Source organism: Stenotrophomonas sp. YJH_SMC_20, from assembly GCF_059367845.1.
The window spans coordinates 16102-33781 of record NZ_JCAFRG010000012.1; the positions used below are offsets into that span (position 1 = coordinate 16102).

A 17680-nucleotide genomic window follows, 5' to 3' on the forward strand; every position below is an offset into this window, starting at 1 on the left:
CGCGGTGGATCCACGCCATGGCGTGCATGGGACGATCATTGGGCGCATGTCGCCATAGTAGATCCACGCCATGCGTGGATGGGGCTTTCCCCACGCAAATGCACGCCAACCTCCACTACCCGTGCCTCCGTGTGTATCGCACGCTGGGCCATGGCCAGCCCCAGACTCCGCTACGGTCGGTATTCCCGAACCGGCAACGTGTACTCATTGACCACGGCAACCCTTGGCCGTGAACCGTTATTCGCCGATGCGGCGAACATGGCGATCCTGATCGACACCCTGCGCTTCGTAGAGCGCAAGGGCTTCAGCCACAGTCTCGCCTGGGTGGTCATGCCCGACCATCTGCACTGGCTGATGGAGCTGCGCGGAGGAACCCTGGCCGAGTGCATGCCCCTTCTGAAGTCACGCAGCAGCAGGTTGCTGAACCGGCGGCTGGAGCGGCAGGGCGCGCTGTGGCAGCACGGCTATCACGACCATGCAGTGCGGACCGACGAATCACTTCACGAGAAGGCAATGTACATCCTGGCCAATCCGGTCCGTGCGGGCCTGGCCGGCACGTTGGGTGAGTACCCGCACGCATGGTGCCGTTGGCCGTTGTAGGTGCCGGCACCCGGATGTAGAGCATCCACGCATGGCGTGGATCTACTTCAGAATGCTCCGCGTCATCAAATTCACGCCATGCGTGGACGAAACCCTCCCGCCCCACCGTTATTTGTAGAAATCACTCCGGCCGCCCGGCTGGCGCTTGAAACGGCGGTGGATCCACAGGTACTGGTCGGGTGCCTCGCGCACCATCGCTTCGATGGCCTGGTTGACCCGCGTGGTATCGGCTTCCACATCCTCGCTGGGAAAGTTCTCCAGCGGCGCGCCGATCTTCAGGAAGTACTTTCCGCCCTCGCGCCGGTGGAAGTACGGAATCACCGCGCAGCCGGTCATGCGCGCCAGCTGGTGGGTGGCCGTAATAGTGGACGCGGTATGGCCGAAGAACGGGACGAACACGGTGTCCTTGCCACGCATGTCCTGGTCCGGCGCATACCAGAGAAAGCCGCCCTTCTTCAGGTGGCGCACGGTCGCGCGGATGTCCTCGTTGGCGAACATCGCCTTGGCATAGCGCAGGCGGCCGAACTTCACCGCCCACTCGTACACCGGGTTCTTGTGCTTGCGGTACATGCCTGAAAGATCGACGTAGTCGCACAGCAGGCGGCCGCACATCTCCAGGGTCATGAAATGGCCGGACACCAGCAGTACGCCGCGGCCTTCGGCCTGCATCCGCCGCAGATGTTCCAGGCCTTCGATCTGCACCTGTGGGCGGATGCGGTCGATGCTGCCCCACCACGCGCGGATGCACTCGAACACGCCCACACCCAGTGCGTCGAAGCTGTCGCGCACCAGGCGCTGGCGCCAGGCTTCGTCCTTTTCCGGGAAACACAGCCGCAGGTTGACTTCGGCGGCGCGACGGCGGCTGCCGAGCAGGCGCCAGCTGATCCAGCCCACGCCACGACCGAGCGCACGCTGCAGCATCCACGGCAGGCGGGCGATGGCGAAGGCGCCGAGCATGGCGGCGAACATCGGCCAGTTGCGGGGATCGCGCAGCGACGGACGGACGGCGGTGGTGGCATCGGACATGGCGCCATTCTACCAACCCGGCAGCGTGTCTTTCCCGGGGGGCTCCCGTATCCTTGCCGCATGCGCAAAGACCCTGCCGAATGGATCCTGCGCGGCCTGTACTCGGCCGTGCTCTACATCCTGCTGCCGATCACCGTGTACCACCTGGTCTGGCGCGGTTTCCGGGTCCGTGAATACTTCCGGCGCTGGGACGAGCGCTATGCCTCGTATCCGCAGCCGACCGGCCAGCCACGGGTCTGGCTGCATGCGGTCTCGGTGGGCGAGGTCAATGCCGCCGCGCCGCTGGTGAATGCCCTGCGCCAACAGCGTCCGGACATCCGCTGGGTCATCACCACCATCACCCCGACCGGTTCGGAGCGCGTGCGTGCGCTGTGGGGGGACGCGCTGGACCACGTCTATCTGCCGTACGACGTGCCGGGCAGCGTCAACCGCTTCCTCGGCCACTTCCAGCCCAGCCTGGCGCTGATCCTGGAAACCGAGCTGTGGCCGAACATGCTGTTCGGCTGCCGCGACCGCCATATTCCGGTCTATATCCTCAACGCCCGCCTGTCTGCGCGTTCGCTGCGCGGTTACCGGGTGCTGGCGGCGCTGATCCGCCGTGCGCTGCGCACGGTCACCTGCGTGGCCGCGCAGTCGCAGGACGACGCCGCGCGCTTCGTGCAGCTGGGGGCGGCGCGGGAACAGGTGCAGGCCCTGGGCAACCTCAAGTTCGATATCGCCACGCCGGATGTGCAGGGCTTCGTCGAGCAGTTCCACGCCTGCGTGCCCGCCGGGCGCCCGGTGTGGATCGCGGCCAGTACCCATGATGGCGAGGAGCAGGCGGTGATCGACCTGCATCGGCGCCTGCGCCAGCAGCACCCCGACCTGTTGTTGCTGTGGGCGCCGCGGCACCCCGAGCGCTTCCCGAAGGTGGAGGCGCTGGCGCGCGAGCAGGGCTGGAGCGTGGCGACCCGTCGTGCGAAGCAATGGCCCGAGGCCGGCACGGATGTATTCGTCATCGACACCCTGGGCGAGCTGATGCCGTTCTATGCCTGCGCGCAGGTTGCCTTCGTCGGCGGCAGCCTGCAGCCGATCGGTGGCCACAACCTGCTGGAACCGGCGGCAATGGGTACTGCGGCTGTGACCGGCCCCCACCTGCACAACTTCGCCGAGATCTCCCGCCGCATGCGTGAGGCCGGTGCCTTGCTGATCGGCGATGACGTGCAAGCGGTGGGTGACCTGCTGCAGCACCTGCTCCAGGACCCGCAGGCGCGCGAGGACATGGCGCGGGCAGGCTGCACGTTGATCAGCAATGGCCGTGGCGCTTTGCAGCGCACGCTGGCCCTGGTCGCGCCACATCTGCCGCCGCCGCGCGGCTGAGTCCACCGGCCGCACAGGCCTGCGCCCAGTCCGTCGACTGACGTGATCGACTGCATCAATTCTGCTTAGCGGGCGGAGTTCTGTCGCGACAGAACCGGGTGCGCGTCGCTGGGCGTGTCTGCGGTCACATCGCGGCGTGCACGGCAAGGATTCTGATACCGCCCTTCGGCGCAGGCTGCCAGCCTGCTGTCGACCGCGCTTGGACGGATATCAAGGGAGCTTGCGATGGATGGGGGCAGCAGGCCGGAGGGCATCGGTGATGCCCGGCCCGGCATGGAGCATCTTGCAGTGGTGGCGCTGACGCTGCTGCTGGGGGGCAATGTGGTCGCGCTGATCGGCCAGCACACGGCGGCCGAGGCTGGGCCGGCCATCGTGCTGAGCCTGTTGCTGGCCGCACTGGGTACGATGCCACTGCTGTATTGCCTGCACGCCCTCAACCAGCAGCTGCCGGCTGTCGATGGCCTGCAGGGAGTGTTGCGTGCGTGCTGGGGCCGGGCATCCGCCGGAGTGCTCGGCGGCGCGCTGTTGTTGGAACTGGTGGCGACCATGGGTGGCGTGGCGCAATCGCTGGCCCGTCATCTGCGTGCACTGCTGGCCTATTGTGGCGTCGAGGCCGACTACGCGGTGCCGGGTCCGCTGATGGCCAGCCTGGCGGTGCTTCTGATTGGTGTGGTCGGGTTGCTGCCGTGGCGACGAATGGTTCTGGTGGCGTGTGTGCTGTTGACGATGAAGATCGGGACCGGCCTGCTGCTGGTGGCACTGGCAGCCCGTTACATGCACTACGCGCACTGGATTCCCTGGCTGCCGGAGGCGACGGCTCCCTATCGCTTTGGGCTTGGTGGTGTATTGGGGGCGAGCGTGCCGCTGCTGGGTGCGTTCGCCAGCGTGGGCCTGGCGGTTGGATTTCCCGGCTTGGGCGGGCAGGTGAAGGCGCGCCAGTCGCGGCTGCTGGCGGGCATGCTGCTGCTGGTCATGCTGTTGCTGATCGTGGTCGCTGCATTGCAGGCCGGGCTGGTCGAGTTCCCTGCATTGGACAGCACGCGACCGCTGGCGGTAGCCCTGCAACCGCACCCGCAGCTGCAGTGGCTGATGCCGTTGCTGCCGCTGGCCGGCGCGGCCGGATTGGCCGCGCTGCTGCTGGTGCTGCTGCGGGTGGGCCTGTGCTTGGCGATGCAGCTGTGGCCGGCACGGCATGACGAAGCAATCGGCATGCATGTGCGGGCGGTGCCGGTCGCGTTGATTCTGTCAGCGGCGGTGCTGGCTTTCGGCGTGCCCGCGGGCATCCTGCCGGTGCTGCCCGGCCCGGTCGTGCTGGTGGTGATGGCCGCCCTGTGCCTGGCCGTACTGCGCGGGCAGTCACCGTTGGCACGTGGCCTTGCGCTGCTGGCGCCTGTGGCCGCCGGACTGTGCATGCTGGCTGCCATCGGGTGGCTGCGGGCCTGGCCCGGCTGATGGCCGTGCATCGCGCACAAAAAAGCCACCCTCGCGGGTGGCTTTTCGTTGCCGGCAGGCGACGGCTCAGTGCGTCGTCGTTGCCGGATTGCCCGCGTCCTGGGTCAGCAGGCGGTTCACGTCCTGCAGCTCGGCCACGTCCAGTGCGCCCAGCGACTGGCTCAGCAGCAGGCGGTTCTGCAGGAAGGTGTAACGGGCCTGGGCGTAGTCCAGCTGCGCCGAGAACAGGATGCGCTGGTTCTGGATCACATCCAGCACGGTACGGGTGCCGACCTCCAGGCCGACCTGCGAAGCGTCGTACGCGCTCTGCGCCGAGACCACCGCCAAGCGGCGGGCTTCCACTTCGCTGATGCCCTGCACCAGGGTCTGGTAGGCATTGCGGGTATTGCGGTCCAGGGCACGCTTCTGCTGCTCGTAGCCGTCCTGGGCGATGTCACGCTGGGCCAGCGCCTGGCGCACGCCCGACTGGGTGGCACCACCGGAGAAGATCGGCACGCTCAGGGTCAGGCCGATGCTGTTGGTGCGTGCGTCCGGCGACAACGAGCCGGCGCCGGTGCTGTCGCCCCAGGTCGCGCTCTTGCCCCAGCTGCCGCCCAGCGACAGGGTCGGGTAATGGCCACCGCGGGCAGCCTGCACGCCAGCTTCGGCCGCACTGACCTTCAGCTCCTGCGCCTTCAGCGCCGGATTCTGGGTGGTGGCCTGCTGCACCAGCTCATCGATGTTGCCGCGGTTGGCCGGCACTTCCGGGCGGAAGTCCGCCGGCAGGCCACGCAGGTTGGTCACCGGCTGGCCGGTCAGTTCGGTCAGGGCCTGGTAGTTATCGGCCAGGGTGTTCTGCGCAATGATGGTGTTGGCACGCGCCTGGTCGTACTGGGCGCGTGCTTCGTGCACGTCGGTGATCGGCGCCAGGCCCACTTCCAGGCGCTTGTCGGCGAAGTCGAACTGCTTCTTCGCGGCCGCTTCGTTGGTCTGCGCGGCGTTCAGCGATTCGATCGCCACCAGCACGTTGAAGTAGGCCGCCGAGGTGCGCACGATCAGGTTGTCGTTGGCCGATTCGAGGGTGAAGTCCGCCGCCTTGCTCAGCTCACGCTGCGAGCGCAGGTTGTTGATCTGGGTCCAGTTGAACAGCGTCTGGCTGCCGTCGATCGTGTAGGTGCGGCGCTTGTTGGTGAACGAGCCGGAGTTGGCGTCGGCGTTCGGCTCGCTGCGCGTGCGGTTCAGCGCGGCCTGGCCGTTGATCTGCGGCAGCAGGGCGGCACGCGCCTGCACGGCGCCTTCCTTGTCGTACAGCCGGGTCGATTCGGCGGCCGACAGCTGCGGATCGCCGTTGCGGGCCATTTCGTAGACCTGCAGCAGGTCGGCGGCATGGGCGGACAACGGCAGCAGGGCAGTGGCCAGCGCAACAGCGAGGGATCGGCGGATCATTGCGGCTTCCTTGGACTCAGAGGTGGAACTGGGGGGCCGGGGCGGCACCACGCAGGTAATCGATATCGGTCTCGAACAGGGACTCGGAGCTGCCGTCGGCCTTGACCAGCAGGGCCTCCATCGCCGGCGAGCGGCCGTGGATCACGAACAGGCGGCCACCCGGACGCAGCCACGAGGCGAACTGTGACGGCACCACGTCGACCGCACCAGTGACACAGATCACGTCAAAGCGGCGTTCGGTCTGCCAGGACAGGGCATCGGCCACTTCCACGCGGACGTTGCTGCCCAGGCCGGAAGCGTCCAGGCGGGCACGCGCGGCGGCGGCCAGCTCCGGGTCGATTTCCAGGCTCAGCACATCGCGCGCCAGCGCGCCGATGCAGGCGGCCAGGAAGCCGCTGCCGGTGCCGATTTCCAGCACTTCGTCACCCGGCTGCAGGTCCAGCGCCTGCAGGGTACGGCCCTCGATGACCGGCTTCATCATCTTCTGGCCGTGGCCGATCGGCAGTTCGACATCGGCGTAGGCCAGTGCCCGGTGTGCATCGGCGACAAAAGCCTCGCGCGGCAGGCGGGCCAGGACGTCGAGCACCTTGATGTCCAGCACGTCCCAGGGACGGATCTGCTGTTCCACCATCAGTTCGCGGGCGTGGGCGTAATCAATCGTCATGAGGTTCAAATCCAGCGCAGTGGGCCGGCCATTTTACCGGTGCCGGAGGCCGGCGGCGCGCCCAGAGCATCAGCTGCCGGGGGCCGGGGTCGCAGTGCCGGAAGTCATCGCGACCTCCGGTTCGTTCAGTTTTGGTTATTCAGCTGTTCCGGCCCCTCGCGGCGCGTAGGCGCGCAGGAAGAAGTCGATGCTGGCGGTCACGTGGGCAAGAGGGTCGCATTCCACCGGTGACAGTGGCATGCCGCACATCATATGCATGTGCACTTCGCCCTTGACCAGGGTCAGGAACTGCTCGCCAGCCAGCGAATAGTCGGTGATTTCCAGCTCGCCGCGCTCGGCGCGTGCCCGCAGGAAGTCAGCCAGGGCCTCGCAGGTACGTTCCGGTCCTGCCTTCCAGAACAGCTCGCGCAGGCGTTCGTCGGTCTCCGGCGCCATCATCATGCGCTGGATCGAGATCGCCGCGTCGGAGGTGATCAGTTCGAAGAAGGCCAGACCGATGCCGATCAGCTGGTCGCGCAGCGGGCCCTCCGTGTCGGCCACGAACAGGGCATCGGGCAGCATTTCAATGCACTTTGACTGCACGGCCTCGGAGAACAGGGTCTCCTTGTCGCCGAAGTGGCTGTACACAGTCAGCTTCGAGACGCCGGCCTGGGCGGCGATGGTGTCCATGCTCACGCCGGTATACCCCTGTTCGATGAACAGTACCTTGGCTGCTTCAAGGATCGCCGCGCGCTTGCCCAGATCCTTGGGGCGCCCGGGTCCGGCGGCCTTGGCAGCAGGCTTGGCCGACGGCTTGCGGGAAGTGGAAGAACTCATCGCAACAATACTAGACCAAGCGGTTCGATATTTATACTATACCGGCCGGTTTATTAAATTGGGCCGGCAGTCGCGGCTCCCCCTTGTTGCAACCCTGTGTTTTCAGGACGTTGACCGATGAAGATCGTGCGCTGGATGGGCGGTATGGTGTGGGTGGCTGCGCTGGCAGCCTGTTCGGGACAGGAACAGGCGCCGCAGGCGGCCGTGCCGGTACTGGTGGTTCACCCCGGCGAACAGGCCGGACAGGCGCCGGCGGCATTCCCGGGCACGGTGCGTGCCCGCCAGGAAAGCCCGCTGTCGTTCCGCGTCGGAGGCAACCTGGTCAAGCGCCACGTCGATGCCGGCCAGCGGGTGAAGAAGGGCGACGTGCTGGCCGAACTGGACGTGGCTGACTTCGCGCTGCAGGCCCGTGCCTCACAGGCGCAGCTGGCTGCGGCCGAGGCCGACCTGGTGCGTGCCCGCGATGACCTCAAGCGCTACCAGGTGCTGGCCGACCAGCAACTGGTCAGCCGCTCGCAGCTGGACCAGCAGTCCGCGGCGTTCAAGGCCGCGCAGGGCCAGGCCAATGCGGCCCGCGCCAACCTCGATGTGCTGCGCAACCAGGCTGACTACGCGCAGCTGCGCGCGCCGGCCGATGGCGTGATCGCCAGCCGCGAGGCCGAAGCCGGGCAGGTGGTGTCCGCCGGCCAGACCATCTTCAACCTGGCCGCCGATGGCGGCCGCGAAGTGCTGATCGACCTGCCTGAAGCCACCATCCGCGACTACGCGGTCGGCCAGCCGGTCGAGGTGGAACTGTGGAACCGCCCGGGCCAGCGCCTGCCCGGTACGATCCGCGAGATCGCCGCCGCCGCCGATCCGCAGGCACGCACCTATGCCACCCGCGTCAGCCTGGCCGCCGATGCGCTGGCCGATGTCGAACTGGGCCAGAGCGCGCGCGTCTACAGCAGCGCCGGTCGCCACGGTACCCTGCAGCTGCCGCTGGGCGCGCTGCAGCGCGGTGCCAACGGTGCCGCCAGCGTGTGGGTGGTCGATCCGGCCAACAGCACGCTGAAGGCCGCCTCGGTCACCACCGGTGCGTTTGGCAGCGAGACGGTGCCGGTGCTGTCCGGCGTGAACGCGGGTGACTGGGTGGTTGCCGCCGGTGGCCACCTGCTGCGAGCGGGCCAGCCGGTGATCGCCGTGGACCGGCAGAACCGCCCGGTGCTGAAGCCGGCCGCGCCGGCCGCTGCCGCCAAGGCCAGGGAGTAAGCCGGTGCGCCGCTTCAATCTTTCCGAGTGGGCGCTGGCCAACCGCCCGCTGGTGCTGTTCGCGATGCTGGCCTTCGCGCTGATCGGCGCGTGGTCGTACAAGCACCTGGGCCAGTCCGAGGATCCACCATTCACCTTCAAGGCGATGGTGGTGCGCACGCTGTGGCCGGGCGCCACCGCCGAGCAGGTCTCGCGCCAGGTGACCGAGCCGATCGAGAAGGCGCTGATGAACACCGGCGAGTACGAGTTCATCCGCTCCTATTCGCGCCCCGGCGAATCGCAGGTCATCTTCATGGCGCGCGACAGCCTGCGTTCCAGGCAGATCCCGGACCTGTGGTACCAGGTGCGCAAGCGCGTGGGTGACATCCGTCCGACGCTGCCGCGCGAGATCGTCGGCCCGTTCTTCAACGATGAGTTCGGCGACACCTACGGCAACATCTACGCCTTGACCGGCAAGGGCTTCGACTACGCGGTGATGCGCGACTACGCCGACCGCATCCAGCTGGAACTGCAGCGCGTGCCCGATGTCGGCAAGATCGACCTGGTCGGCCTGCAGGACGAGAAGGTCTGGATCGAGCTGTCCAACACCCGCCTGGCCACGCTGGGTGTGTCGATGCAGCAGGTACAGCAGGCGCTGGCCGACCAGAATGCGGTCACCGGCACCAGCTTCTTCGAGACCGCCACCGATCGCGTGCAGCTGCGCGTGACCGGCCAGTTCAACGACATCGAAGCAATCCGCCAGTTCCCGATCCGTGCTGGCGACCGCACCGTGCACCTGGGTGACATCGCCGAGGTCAAGCGCGGCTTCGCCGATCCGGCGTCGCCGAAGATGCGCTTCATGGGCGAAGAGGCGATCGGCCTGGCGGTGGCGATGAAGGATGGCGGTGACATCCTCAAGCTCGGTGCCAACCTTGATGCCGAGTTCCAACGGCTGCAGAAGACCCTGCCGGCCGGCATGCAGCTGCGCAAGGTGTCCGACCAGCCGCAATCGGTGGAAGAGTCGGTCGGCGAGTTCGTGCAGGTGCTGACCGAGGCGGTGGTGATCGTGCTGCTGGTCAGCTTCTTCTCGCTGGGCCTGCGCACCGGCCTGGTGGTGGGCGTCACCATTCCGCTGGTGCTGGCGATGACCTTCTTCGTCATGCACTACTTCGACATCGGCCTGCACAAGATCTCGCTGGGCGCGCTGGTGCTGGCGCTGGGCCTGCTGGTGGACGATGCGATCATCGCGGTGGAGATGATGGCCACCAAGATGGAGCAGGGCTACGACCGCCTGCGCGCGGCCAGTTTCGCTTGGGAATCGACTGCGTTCCCGATGCTGACCGGTACGTTGATCACCGCAGCCGGCTTCCTGCCGATCGCCACGGCGGCATCGAGCACCGGTGAATATACGCGTTCGCTGTTCCAGGTGGTGACCATCGCGCTGGTGGTGTCGTGGATCGCGGCCGTACTGTTCATTCCCTACCTGGGTGACAAGATGCTGCCGGACCTGTTCAATCCGCAGCCGCCCAAGCCGGGCAGCCTGTCCGCGCGCTGGCATGCCAAGCGCCAGCAGTGGGCCGACCGCTACCCGGCGCTGGCCAACCTGATTGCGCCGCCGCAGCACGGGCACGACCATGATCCGTACCAGCGCCCGTTCTATCGCAGCTTCCGCCGCTTCCTCGATACCTGCCTGCGCCATCGCTGGTGGGTGATCGCCGCGACCATCGCCCTGTTCGTGTTCTCGCTGATGATGTTCCGCTTCGTGCCCCAGCAGTTCTTCCCGGACTCGACCCGGCCGGAGCTGATGGTGGACATCGAGCTGGCCGAGGGCGCCTCGCTGCGCTCGACCCAGGCCCAGGCCGAGAAGCTGGAAAAGCTGCTGTCCCGCCGCGAGGGCATTGCCAACTACGTGTCCTATGTGGGCACCGGTTCGCCGCGCTTCTATCTGCCGCTGGACCAGCAGCTGCCGGCGACCAACTTCGCCCAGTTCGTGGTGTTGGCCAAGGACATCAAGGCGCGCGAGAGCACCCGCGACTGGCTGCTGCACGAGGTGATCCCGAAGTTCCCGGACGTGCAGATGCGCGTGACCCGCCTGGAGAACGGACCGCCGGTCGGCTATCCGGTGCAGATGCGCATCTCCGGCGAGCACATCGAGAAGGTGCAGGCGATCGCGCGCCAGGTCGAGGCCAAGGTGCGGGAGAACCCGCACGTGATGAACGTCAACCTGGACTGGAGCGAGCCGAGCAAGGTGGTGCGCCTGGTGGTCGACCAGGAGCGCGCCCGTGCGCTGGGCGTTAGCAGCGCCCAGGTCAGCCAGTTCCTGTCCAGTTCGTTGGCCGGGCAGTCGGTGAGCGTGTATCGCGAAGGCAATCGCCAGATCGAGATGCTGCTGCGCGGGCCGGCCGATGAGCGCAACCAGCTGGAGCTGCTGTCCAGCCTGTCGATGCCCACCGCCAACGGTGGCAGCATCACGCTGTCGCAGGTGGCGACGATGGAGTACGGCTTCGAGGACGGCATCATCTGGCACCGCAACCGGTTGCCGACGGTGACCGTGCGCGCCGACATCAGTGATGGCATGCAGGCGCTGGACGTGGTTCATCAGATCCTGCCCACACTGGATGGCATCCGTGCCGAGCTGCCCAGTGGTTACCTGCTGGAAACCGGCGGTACCGTGGAGGATTCGGCACGTGGCCAGAACTCGATCAAGGCCGGCATGCCGCTGTTCCTGGTGGTGGTGGCCACGCTGCTGATGCTGCAGCTGCGCAGCTTCTCGCGTGCAGCGATGGTGCTGGTGACCGCGCCGCTGGGCATCATCGGCGCGACCCTGTTCCTGCTGCTGTTCCGGGCGCCGTTCGGCTTCGTCGCGCTGCTGGGCACGATCGCGCTGGCCGGCATGATCATGCGCAACTCGGTGATCCTGATCGACCAGATCCAGCAGGACATCGATGCCGGGCATGACCGCTGGCATTCGATCATCGATGCCACGGTGCGCCGTTTCCGCCCGATCGTGCTGACCGCGCTGGCGGCGGTGCTGGCGATGATTCCGCTGTCGCGCAGCGCGTTCTACGGCTCGATGGCGATCTCGATCATGGGCGGCCTGATCGTCGGTACGGTGCTGACGCTGGTGTTCCTGCCGGCGCTGTATGCGGCGTGGTTCCGGGTGAAGCCGGACGAATCCGGGGCGTAACGCCGACCGGGGTCGGATCCCTTTTCCTCCGGGAAAAGGGTCTGGCCCCACCCATGCCGGTTGGTCCCTTCCCAGGTGGGGGCCAACCTTGGTTGGCACGGATGCCCCATCCACGCATGGCGTGGATCTACTGCAGCTGCAGGCCGGCCCTCAAGACCGGCAGCAGCCATTCGATGAACACCTGAACACGCTGCGCGCGGTGTTGCCGATGCGGTTGCAACAGCGTCACCGGCAAGGGCTGCGCCACGTGCTGTGGCATCACCTCCACCAACGCGCCGGATTGCAGTTCGGCCTGCACGTCGTAGCGCGGAATCTGCAGCAACCCCAACCCCGCCACACAGCATGCAATCGATGCCTCGGCGCTGTTCACCCGCACCCAGCCGGGCATCGGCAGCGTGCGCAGTTGGCCGCCGTCCTGCCACTCCCACGGTTCCACCCGTGCCGTGGTCGGCGACGCGTAGTTCACCGCGCGGTGCTGCGGCAGGTCGGCAGGATGCTGCGGCACGCCGTGTTCGCGCAGGTAAGCGGGCGCGGCGACGTTGACGAAGTCGAGCTGGCCCAGCGTGCGCGCCACCAGGCTGGAATCGCCCAGTTGACCGACCCGCAGCACCGCATCGCAACCGTCCTCGATCAGGTTTACCGCGCGGTCGGTCATGCCCAGGTCCACTTCCACCTGCGGATACTGCGCGAAGAATTCGGGCAGCGCCGGTGCGATGATGCGGCGGCCGATGCGGCTGGGCACGTCGATCTTCAGCAGACCGACCGGTTGCGCATCGTCTTGACGGAACAGCGATTCGGCGTCCTCGACCTCGGCGATCAGGTGCAGGCAGCGGGCATGGAACACGTCGCCATCATGGGTGGTGGACACCCGGCGGGTCGAGCGCTGCAGCAGGCGGGTGCCAAGCCGCTGTTCGAGCTCGGCCACCGCCGCCGAAACGGTCGAGCGGGGCAGGCCGAGCTGGTCGGCGGCGCGGGTGAAGCTGGCGCACTCCACGACCCGGGTGAAGATGCGGAAGCGATCGATCCGGTCCATTGTTCGCTGGCTCTGGAAAGTTAAGTCAATGTGGCGGGCTTTATCCGCTTTTTCTGCACGATATCGTCGTCAGGGCAGGGTTGCCACCCCGGGTAGCCCCCTCCCGAGACCGAAGCCATGACCGAGCATTCCCTCAAGGGCAAGACCGTGCTGATCGCCGGTGGCGCCAAGAACCTGGGCGGCCTGATCGCCCGCGACTTCGCCGCACAGGGCGCCAAAGCCATCGTCATCCACTACAACAGTGCCGCTACCCAGGCCGATGCAGAAGCGACTGTAGCCGCAGTGCAGGCCGCCGGCATCAAGGCGGTGGCCCTGCAGGGCGACCTGACCTCGGCGGCAGCGATGGAGCGCTTGTTCGCCGATGCCGTGGCCGCAGTCGGCCGTCCCGACATCGCCATCAATACGGTCGGCAAGGTATTGAAGAAACCGCTGCTGGACATCAGCGAAGCGGAGTACGACGAGATGAGCGCGGTCAACGCCAAGGCGGCGTTCTTCTTCCTCAAGGAAGCCGGCCGCCACGTCAACGACGGTGGTCGCATCTGCACCCTGGTCACCTCATTGCTGGGTGCCTACACGCCGTTCTATTCCAGCTACGCCGGTACCAAGGCGCCAGTCGAGCACTTCACCCGCGCGGCGTCGAAGGAGTTCGGTGAGCGCGGCATCTCGGTGACTGCGATCGGGCCCGGCCCGATGGACACGCCGTTCTTCTACCCGGCCGAGAGTGCCGATGCGCAGGCGTACCACAAGACCGCGGCCGCGCTCTCGGCGTTCACCCGCACCGGGCTGACCGACATCGCCGATATCGTGCCGTGGATCCGCTTCCTGGTCACCGATGGCTGGTGGATGACGGGGCAGACCATCCTGGTCAATGGTGGGTACACCACCAAATAATGCAGCCACGCCTGGCGTGGCTGCCTGCTACCTGTAGAGTCGAGCCATGCTCGACTGCTGTTGCATGAGCCGAGCATGGCTCGGCTCTACAGGTGTTGCCCGATGGGTCAGCGCAGCTTGGCGAGCACGGCGTCGGTGGCAGCGGCGGTACTCACCGCCTGGCCCTTGGCGGCCATATCGGCGGTGAACACGCCATCGTCCAGCACGGCGTGCACTGCAGCTTCCACCGCCGCAGCCTCGGCTTCCAGCCCCAGCGAATGGCGCAGCAGCATCGCGGCGCTGAAGATCGTCGCGTACGGATTGGCGATGCCCTTGCCGGCGATGTCCGGGGCCGAACCGTGGATCGGTTCGTAGATGCCGACCGCACCCGGCTCACCCAGCGAGGCCGACGGCAGTAGGCCGAGCGAGCCGGCCAGCATCGAGGCTTCGTCGGTGAGGATGTCGCCGAACATGTTCTCGGTGACGATCACGTCGTACTCGCGCGGCTTGGCCAGCAGGTGCATGGCCATCGAATCGACCAGCTGGTGCTCCAGCGCCACCTCCGGGAACTCCTCGCGGCCGATGCGAGCGGCCACGTCACGCCACAGGCGCGAGGTCTCCAGCACGTTGGCCTTGTCCACCGAGGTGACCTTGCCACGCCGCTGCTGGGCCAGGCGGAAGGCACTGCGCAGCACGCGTTCGATCTCGGCCACCGTGTAGCGGCACAGGTCGCTGGCGCTGTCGGCGTCGCGGGTCTTGTCGCCGAAGTAGATGCCACCGGTCAGTTCGCGTACCACCACGAAGTCCACGCCCTGCAGCAGCTCGGCCTTGATCGGCGAGGCGTGCAGCGCGGCTTCATGGGTACGCACCGGGCGCAGGTTGGCATACAGGCCCAGTGCCTTGCGGATTGCCAGCAGGCCCTGTTCCGGACGCACCTTGGCGTTCGGGTCGGACCACTTCGGGCCGCCGACCGCGCCCAGCAGCACCGCGTTGGCGGCCTGGCAGGCTTCCAGGGTCGACGCCGGCAGCGGTTCACCGTGGCGGTCGATGGCAACGCCACCGATGTCGTGCTCGCTGAAGGTGAAGGTGTGGTTGAAGCGCTCGGCGACGGCCTTCAGGACGGCCACTGCCGCGGCGGCCACTTCCGGGCCGATGCCATCACCGGGCAGGACAACAATTTCAGCGTGCATGCTCACTCTCGTAACGTTCGATTTCAGGGACACGGCCCAACAGATACCCCAACTGGTCGACGCCTTCCAGCAGGCAGGTCTGCGAGAAGCCATCCAGCGGGAAGGAATAGACGCGGCCATCGGGCGTGCGCAGTTCGCGCGCAGCCACGTCGATGGTCAGCGCATCGTCCGGGCGCTGCATCAGCGCCTGCACGTCGGCCTCGTCCAGCACGATCGGCAGCAGGCCGTTCTTCAGCGCGTTGCCGCGGAAGATATCGGCGATCTCGCTGCTGACGATGGCACGCAGGCCCAGGTCGGTCAGCGCCCACGGCGCATGTTCGCGCGAAGAACCGCAGCCGAAGTTGCGGCCCGCCAGCAGGATGCTGCGGCCGGCGTTGTGCGGCTGGTTGAAGGCGAAGTCGGCCACCGGCGAACCATCAGCCTGCCAGCGCCAGTCATTGAACGCGTTGCGGCCCAGGCCGGCACGCTCGGTGGTGGACAGGAACCGTGCCGGGATGATCTGGTCGGTGTCGATGTTGGTCTGGCGCAGCACCACGCTGGCCGAGGTCAGGGTACGGAAACCGGCCATCACGCCACCTCCTGTGCGAACAGTTCGCGGGTATCGGCCACGTGCCCGTTGACCGCGGCCCACGCCGCGCTCATCGGCGAAGCCAGCAGGGTGCGCGAACCGGGGCCTTGGCGGCCCTCGAAATTGCGGTTGCTGGTGCTCACGGCCAGCTGGCCGGGCGCGACCAGATCGCCGTTCATGGCGATGCACATCGAACAGCCCGGCTCGCGCCACTCGGCCCCGGCAGCGCGCACGATCTCGTGGATGCCCTCGGCCTCGGCCTCGCGCTTGACGATCTCCGAACCTGGCACCACCAGCATGCGCACCCGCTCAGCGACACGGCGGCCGCGCAGCACCTGCGCGACCTCGCGCATGTCACTCAGGCGGCCGTTGGTGCACGAACCGACGAACACCACGTCCACCGGCGTGCCGGCCAGTGCCTTGCCGGCCTGGAAGTGCATGTAGTCCAGGCCTTTCTGTGCGGCGGCATCGTTGGCGGCGGGAATCGGCGCATCCACCGCGATGGCGGTGCCCGGATGCGTGCCCCAGGTCAGGGTCGGGCGGATGTCGGTGGCGTCGATGCGTACTTCGCTGTCGAAGCGCGCGCCGTCATCACTGCGCAGCTGCTGCCAGCGCGCCACCGCAGCCTCGAAATCGGCGCCCTTTGGGCCGCGCGGGGTGTTGGCGACGAAGTCGAAGGTGACCTGGTCGGGCGCGACCATGCCGGCGCGTGCACCGGCCTCGATCGACATGTTGCACAGAGTCATGCGCTGTTCCATGTCCATCGCTTCGATGGTGCTGCCACGGAACTCGATGACGTGGCCGGTGCCGCCGTTGACGCCGATCACGCCGATGATGTGCAGCACCACGTCCTTGGCGCCGACGCCGGGCGCCAGCGGGCCATCGACGGTGATCGCAAAGGTCTTCGCCTTGCGCTGAAGCAGGCACTGCGTGGCCAGCACATGGCCGACTTCGCTGGTGCCGATGCCGAACGCCAGCGAACCGAAGGCCCCGTGGGTGGATGTGTGGCTGTCGCCACAGACGATGGTCATGCCCGGCTGGGTGAAGCCCTGTTCCGGCGCGATCACGTGGACGATGCCGCGATTGTCCGAGGCCATGTCGAACAGCTCGATGCCGTGCTCGGCGCAGTTGCGTGCCAGCGTGGCGACCTGTGCCTCGGAGGCGGCGCTGGCATAGGGTAGCGTGCCGTCCGCGGCGGCCGGCAGGGTCGGCGTGGAGTGGTCCATCGTCGCCTTGGTGCGGTCCGGGCGGCGCGGCGACAGGCCGCGCTCGCGCAGCTCGGTGAACGCCTGCGGCGAGGTCACCTCGTGGATCAGGTGCAGGTCGATGTACAGCACGGCGGGCGCGCTGTCGGATTCGGGAACCACCACGTGGGCGTCCCACAGTTTGTCGTACAGGGTGCGGGGAGCGGAAGTCATGCGTATGCCTGGCAGAAGTACGAAATAGCGAACATCAGTAAAGAAGGCGGAACGGTCAAGTCAGCGACGGCGGGCGAGCACGCGCAGCCGCACATAGTCCGCCAGCGGCTGGCCGGCGGCGTTGCGCGGCAGCTCGGCCAGCAGCGCGCTCGCGGCCTCGCGCACCGTAGCGCGTGCCTCGGCTGGCAGGTCGTCCAGCAGCGGCGCGGCGAAGACGCGCAGCCAGCCGGCCACGCCGGTCGGCAATGCCGTTGGGCGCGGCGTGCACTCGATCAGCTGCACCTGGAAGCCATGCTGGCGCAGGCGGTCGGCGTAGGCATCGGCCGTCGGGAAGTACCACTGGAAGGCGCTGGCGCCATGGCCGTGCGCCACGCGTGCGGCCTGCACGGCCGCGATGATCGTGGCCACGTTGCCATGGCCGCCGAACTCGGCGACGAAGCGGCCACCGGGGCGCAGCGCGCGGCGTACGCCTTCCAGCACGCGGTCCGGGGTGCCCATCCAATGCAGTGCCGCGTTGCTGAACACTGCATCGAACTCGGTGTCGAACGACAGTGCGTGGCCGTCCATCACCTGGGCATCGACACCGCGCGCGCGGGCGGCGATCACCAGTTCCGGCGAGGCGTCCACGCCGTGGATGCGTGCGCCGCTCAGGGCCAGTTCGGTGCTGAGCACGCCATCGCCACAGCCCAGGTCGAGGATGCGCTCACCGGCGCGCGGGTCGAGCAGGCGCGAGACCGCGCCGCCGAGCAGCGGGACGAAGCCGGCGTCGATCGCATAGTCCTGGGCGTTCCACTGCTGGCCAGCGGCGCTGGCCGGGGTGAAGGTGTCGAAGGCGCTCATGGCGG

At 67.4% G+C, this 17680-nt stretch carries 15 protein-coding genes; 6 read left to right on the top strand and 9 right to left on the bottom strand.

What is annotated here, in order from left to right; genetic code table 11:
• Nucleotides 1-150 precede the first annotated feature (150 nt).
• Complete coding sequence (locus tag AC5P6A_RS17790; protein ID WP_171952661.1) at nt 151-600, top strand: REP-associated tyrosine transposase; 450 nt, start codon at nt 151-153, stop codon at nt 598-600.
• Nucleotides 601-708: 108 nt separating this feature from the next.
• Here the strand turns inward: AC5P6A_RS17790 and AC5P6A_RS17795 are convergent, their stop codons facing one another.
• Complete coding sequence (locus tag AC5P6A_RS17795) at nt 709-1626, bottom strand: LpxL/LpxP family Kdo(2)-lipid IV(A) lauroyl/palmitoleoyl acyltransferase (RefSeq protein WP_058983548.1); 918 nt, start codon at nt 1624-1626, stop codon at nt 709-711.
• 60 nt (nt 1627-1686) lie between these two features.
• Here AC5P6A_RS17795 and waaA point away from each other — a divergent pair, with 60 nt between their 5' ends.
• Together waaA and AC5P6A_RS17805 are read left to right on the top strand one after the other, a co-directional pair.
• Nucleotides 1687-2985: a lipid IV(A) 3-deoxy-D-manno-octulosonic acid transferase gene (waaA, locus tag AC5P6A_RS17800; RefSeq protein ID WP_058983546.1), complete on the top strand. Its 1299-nt coding sequence runs from the start codon at nt 1687-1689 to the stop codon at nt 2983-2985.
• Nucleotides 2986-3210: 225 nt separating this feature from the next.
• Nucleotides 3211-4437, top strand: a complete 1227-nt coding sequence (locus AC5P6A_RS17805) for an APC family permease (protein WP_495222358.1) — start codon at nt 3211-3213, stop codon at nt 4435-4437.
• Between the two features lie 66 nt (nt 4438-4503).
• Here AC5P6A_RS17805 and AC5P6A_RS17810 read toward each other — a convergent pair whose 3' ends face one another.
• The 3 genes from AC5P6A_RS17810 to AC5P6A_RS17820 form a co-directional block, all read right to left on the bottom strand.
• The gene (locus AC5P6A_RS17810) at nt 4504-5862 is read right to left on the bottom strand and encodes a TolC family outer membrane protein (RefSeq protein ID WP_005419128.1); all 1359 of its coding nucleotides are present in this window, start codon (nt 5860-5862) and stop codon (nt 4504-4506) included.
• Between the two features lie 16 nt (nt 5863-5878).
• Nucleotides 5879-6526 (bottom strand): protein-L-isoaspartate O-methyltransferase family protein, encoded by a 648-nt coding sequence (locus AC5P6A_RS17815; RefSeq protein WP_019662052.1) that lies wholly within the window; start codon nt 6524-6526, stop codon nt 5879-5881.
• 135 nt (nt 6527-6661) lie between these two features.
• Nucleotides 6662-7342, bottom strand: a complete 681-nt coding sequence (locus AC5P6A_RS17820) for a TetR/AcrR family transcriptional regulator C-terminal domain-containing protein (protein ID WP_180877776.1) — start codon at nt 7340-7342, stop codon at nt 6662-6664.
• Between the two features lie 117 nt (nt 7343-7459).
• On the opposite strand from AC5P6A_RS17820, the gene AC5P6A_RS17825 reads away from it, so the two are divergent.
• Nucleotides 7460-8590, top strand: coding sequence for an efflux RND transporter periplasmic adaptor subunit (locus AC5P6A_RS17825; protein ID WP_134731361.1), 1131 nt, complete (start codon nt 7460-7462; stop codon nt 8588-8590).
• 4 nt (nt 8591-8594) lie between these two features.
• A complete protein-coding gene (locus AC5P6A_RS17830; RefSeq protein ID WP_180877777.1) occupies nt 8595-11756 on the top strand; it encodes an efflux RND transporter permease subunit in 3162 nt (1053 codons plus the stop codon).
• A gap of 127 nt (nt 11757-11883) precedes the next feature.
• Here the strand turns inward: AC5P6A_RS17830 and AC5P6A_RS17835 are convergent, their stop codons facing one another.
• Complete coding sequence (locus AC5P6A_RS17835) at nt 11884-12789, bottom strand: LysR family transcriptional regulator (RefSeq protein ID WP_495222359.1); 906 nt, start codon at nt 12787-12789, stop codon at nt 11884-11886.
• A 117-nt stretch (nt 12790-12906) separates the two neighbouring features.
• Between AC5P6A_RS17835 and AC5P6A_RS17840 the strand changes: the two genes are divergently transcribed.
• Nucleotides 12907-13680: an SDR family oxidoreductase gene (locus AC5P6A_RS17840; protein ID WP_155030086.1), complete on the top strand. Its 774-nt coding sequence runs from the start codon at nt 12907-12909 to the stop codon at nt 13678-13680.
• Between the two features lie 107 nt (nt 13681-13787).
• Here AC5P6A_RS17840 and leuB read toward each other — a convergent pair whose 3' ends face one another.
• From leuB to AC5P6A_RS17860, 4 genes are read right to left on the bottom strand one after another with little or no spacing between them, the layout of a single operon-like run.
• Entirely contained in the window at nt 13788-14849 is a 1062-nt protein-coding gene (gene leuB / locus AC5P6A_RS17845; protein ID WP_180877778.1) for a 3-isopropylmalate dehydrogenase, read from the bottom strand.
• Nucleotides 14839-15417 (bottom strand): 3-isopropylmalate dehydratase small subunit, encoded by a 579-nt coding sequence (gene leuD / locus AC5P6A_RS17850; RefSeq protein WP_021202144.1) that lies wholly within the window; start codon nt 15415-15417, stop codon nt 14839-14841. Before leuD ends, leuB begins: the two co-directional genes overlap by 11 nt.
• Nucleotides 15417-16835: a 3-isopropylmalate dehydratase large subunit gene (gene leuC, locus AC5P6A_RS17855; RefSeq protein WP_021202143.1), complete on the bottom strand. Its 1419-nt coding sequence runs from the start codon at nt 16833-16835 to the stop codon at nt 15417-15419. The genes leuD and leuC overlap by 1 nt, the downstream gene beginning before the upstream one ends.
• A gap of 60 nt (nt 16836-16895) precedes the next feature.
• Nucleotides 16896-17675 carry a class I SAM-dependent methyltransferase gene (locus AC5P6A_RS17860; RefSeq protein WP_155030085.1) on the bottom strand — a complete coding sequence of 260 codons (780 nt, stop codon included), beginning with the start codon at nt 17673-17675 and terminating at the stop codon, nt 16896-16898.
• Nucleotides 17676-17680: the final 5 nt, after the last annotated feature.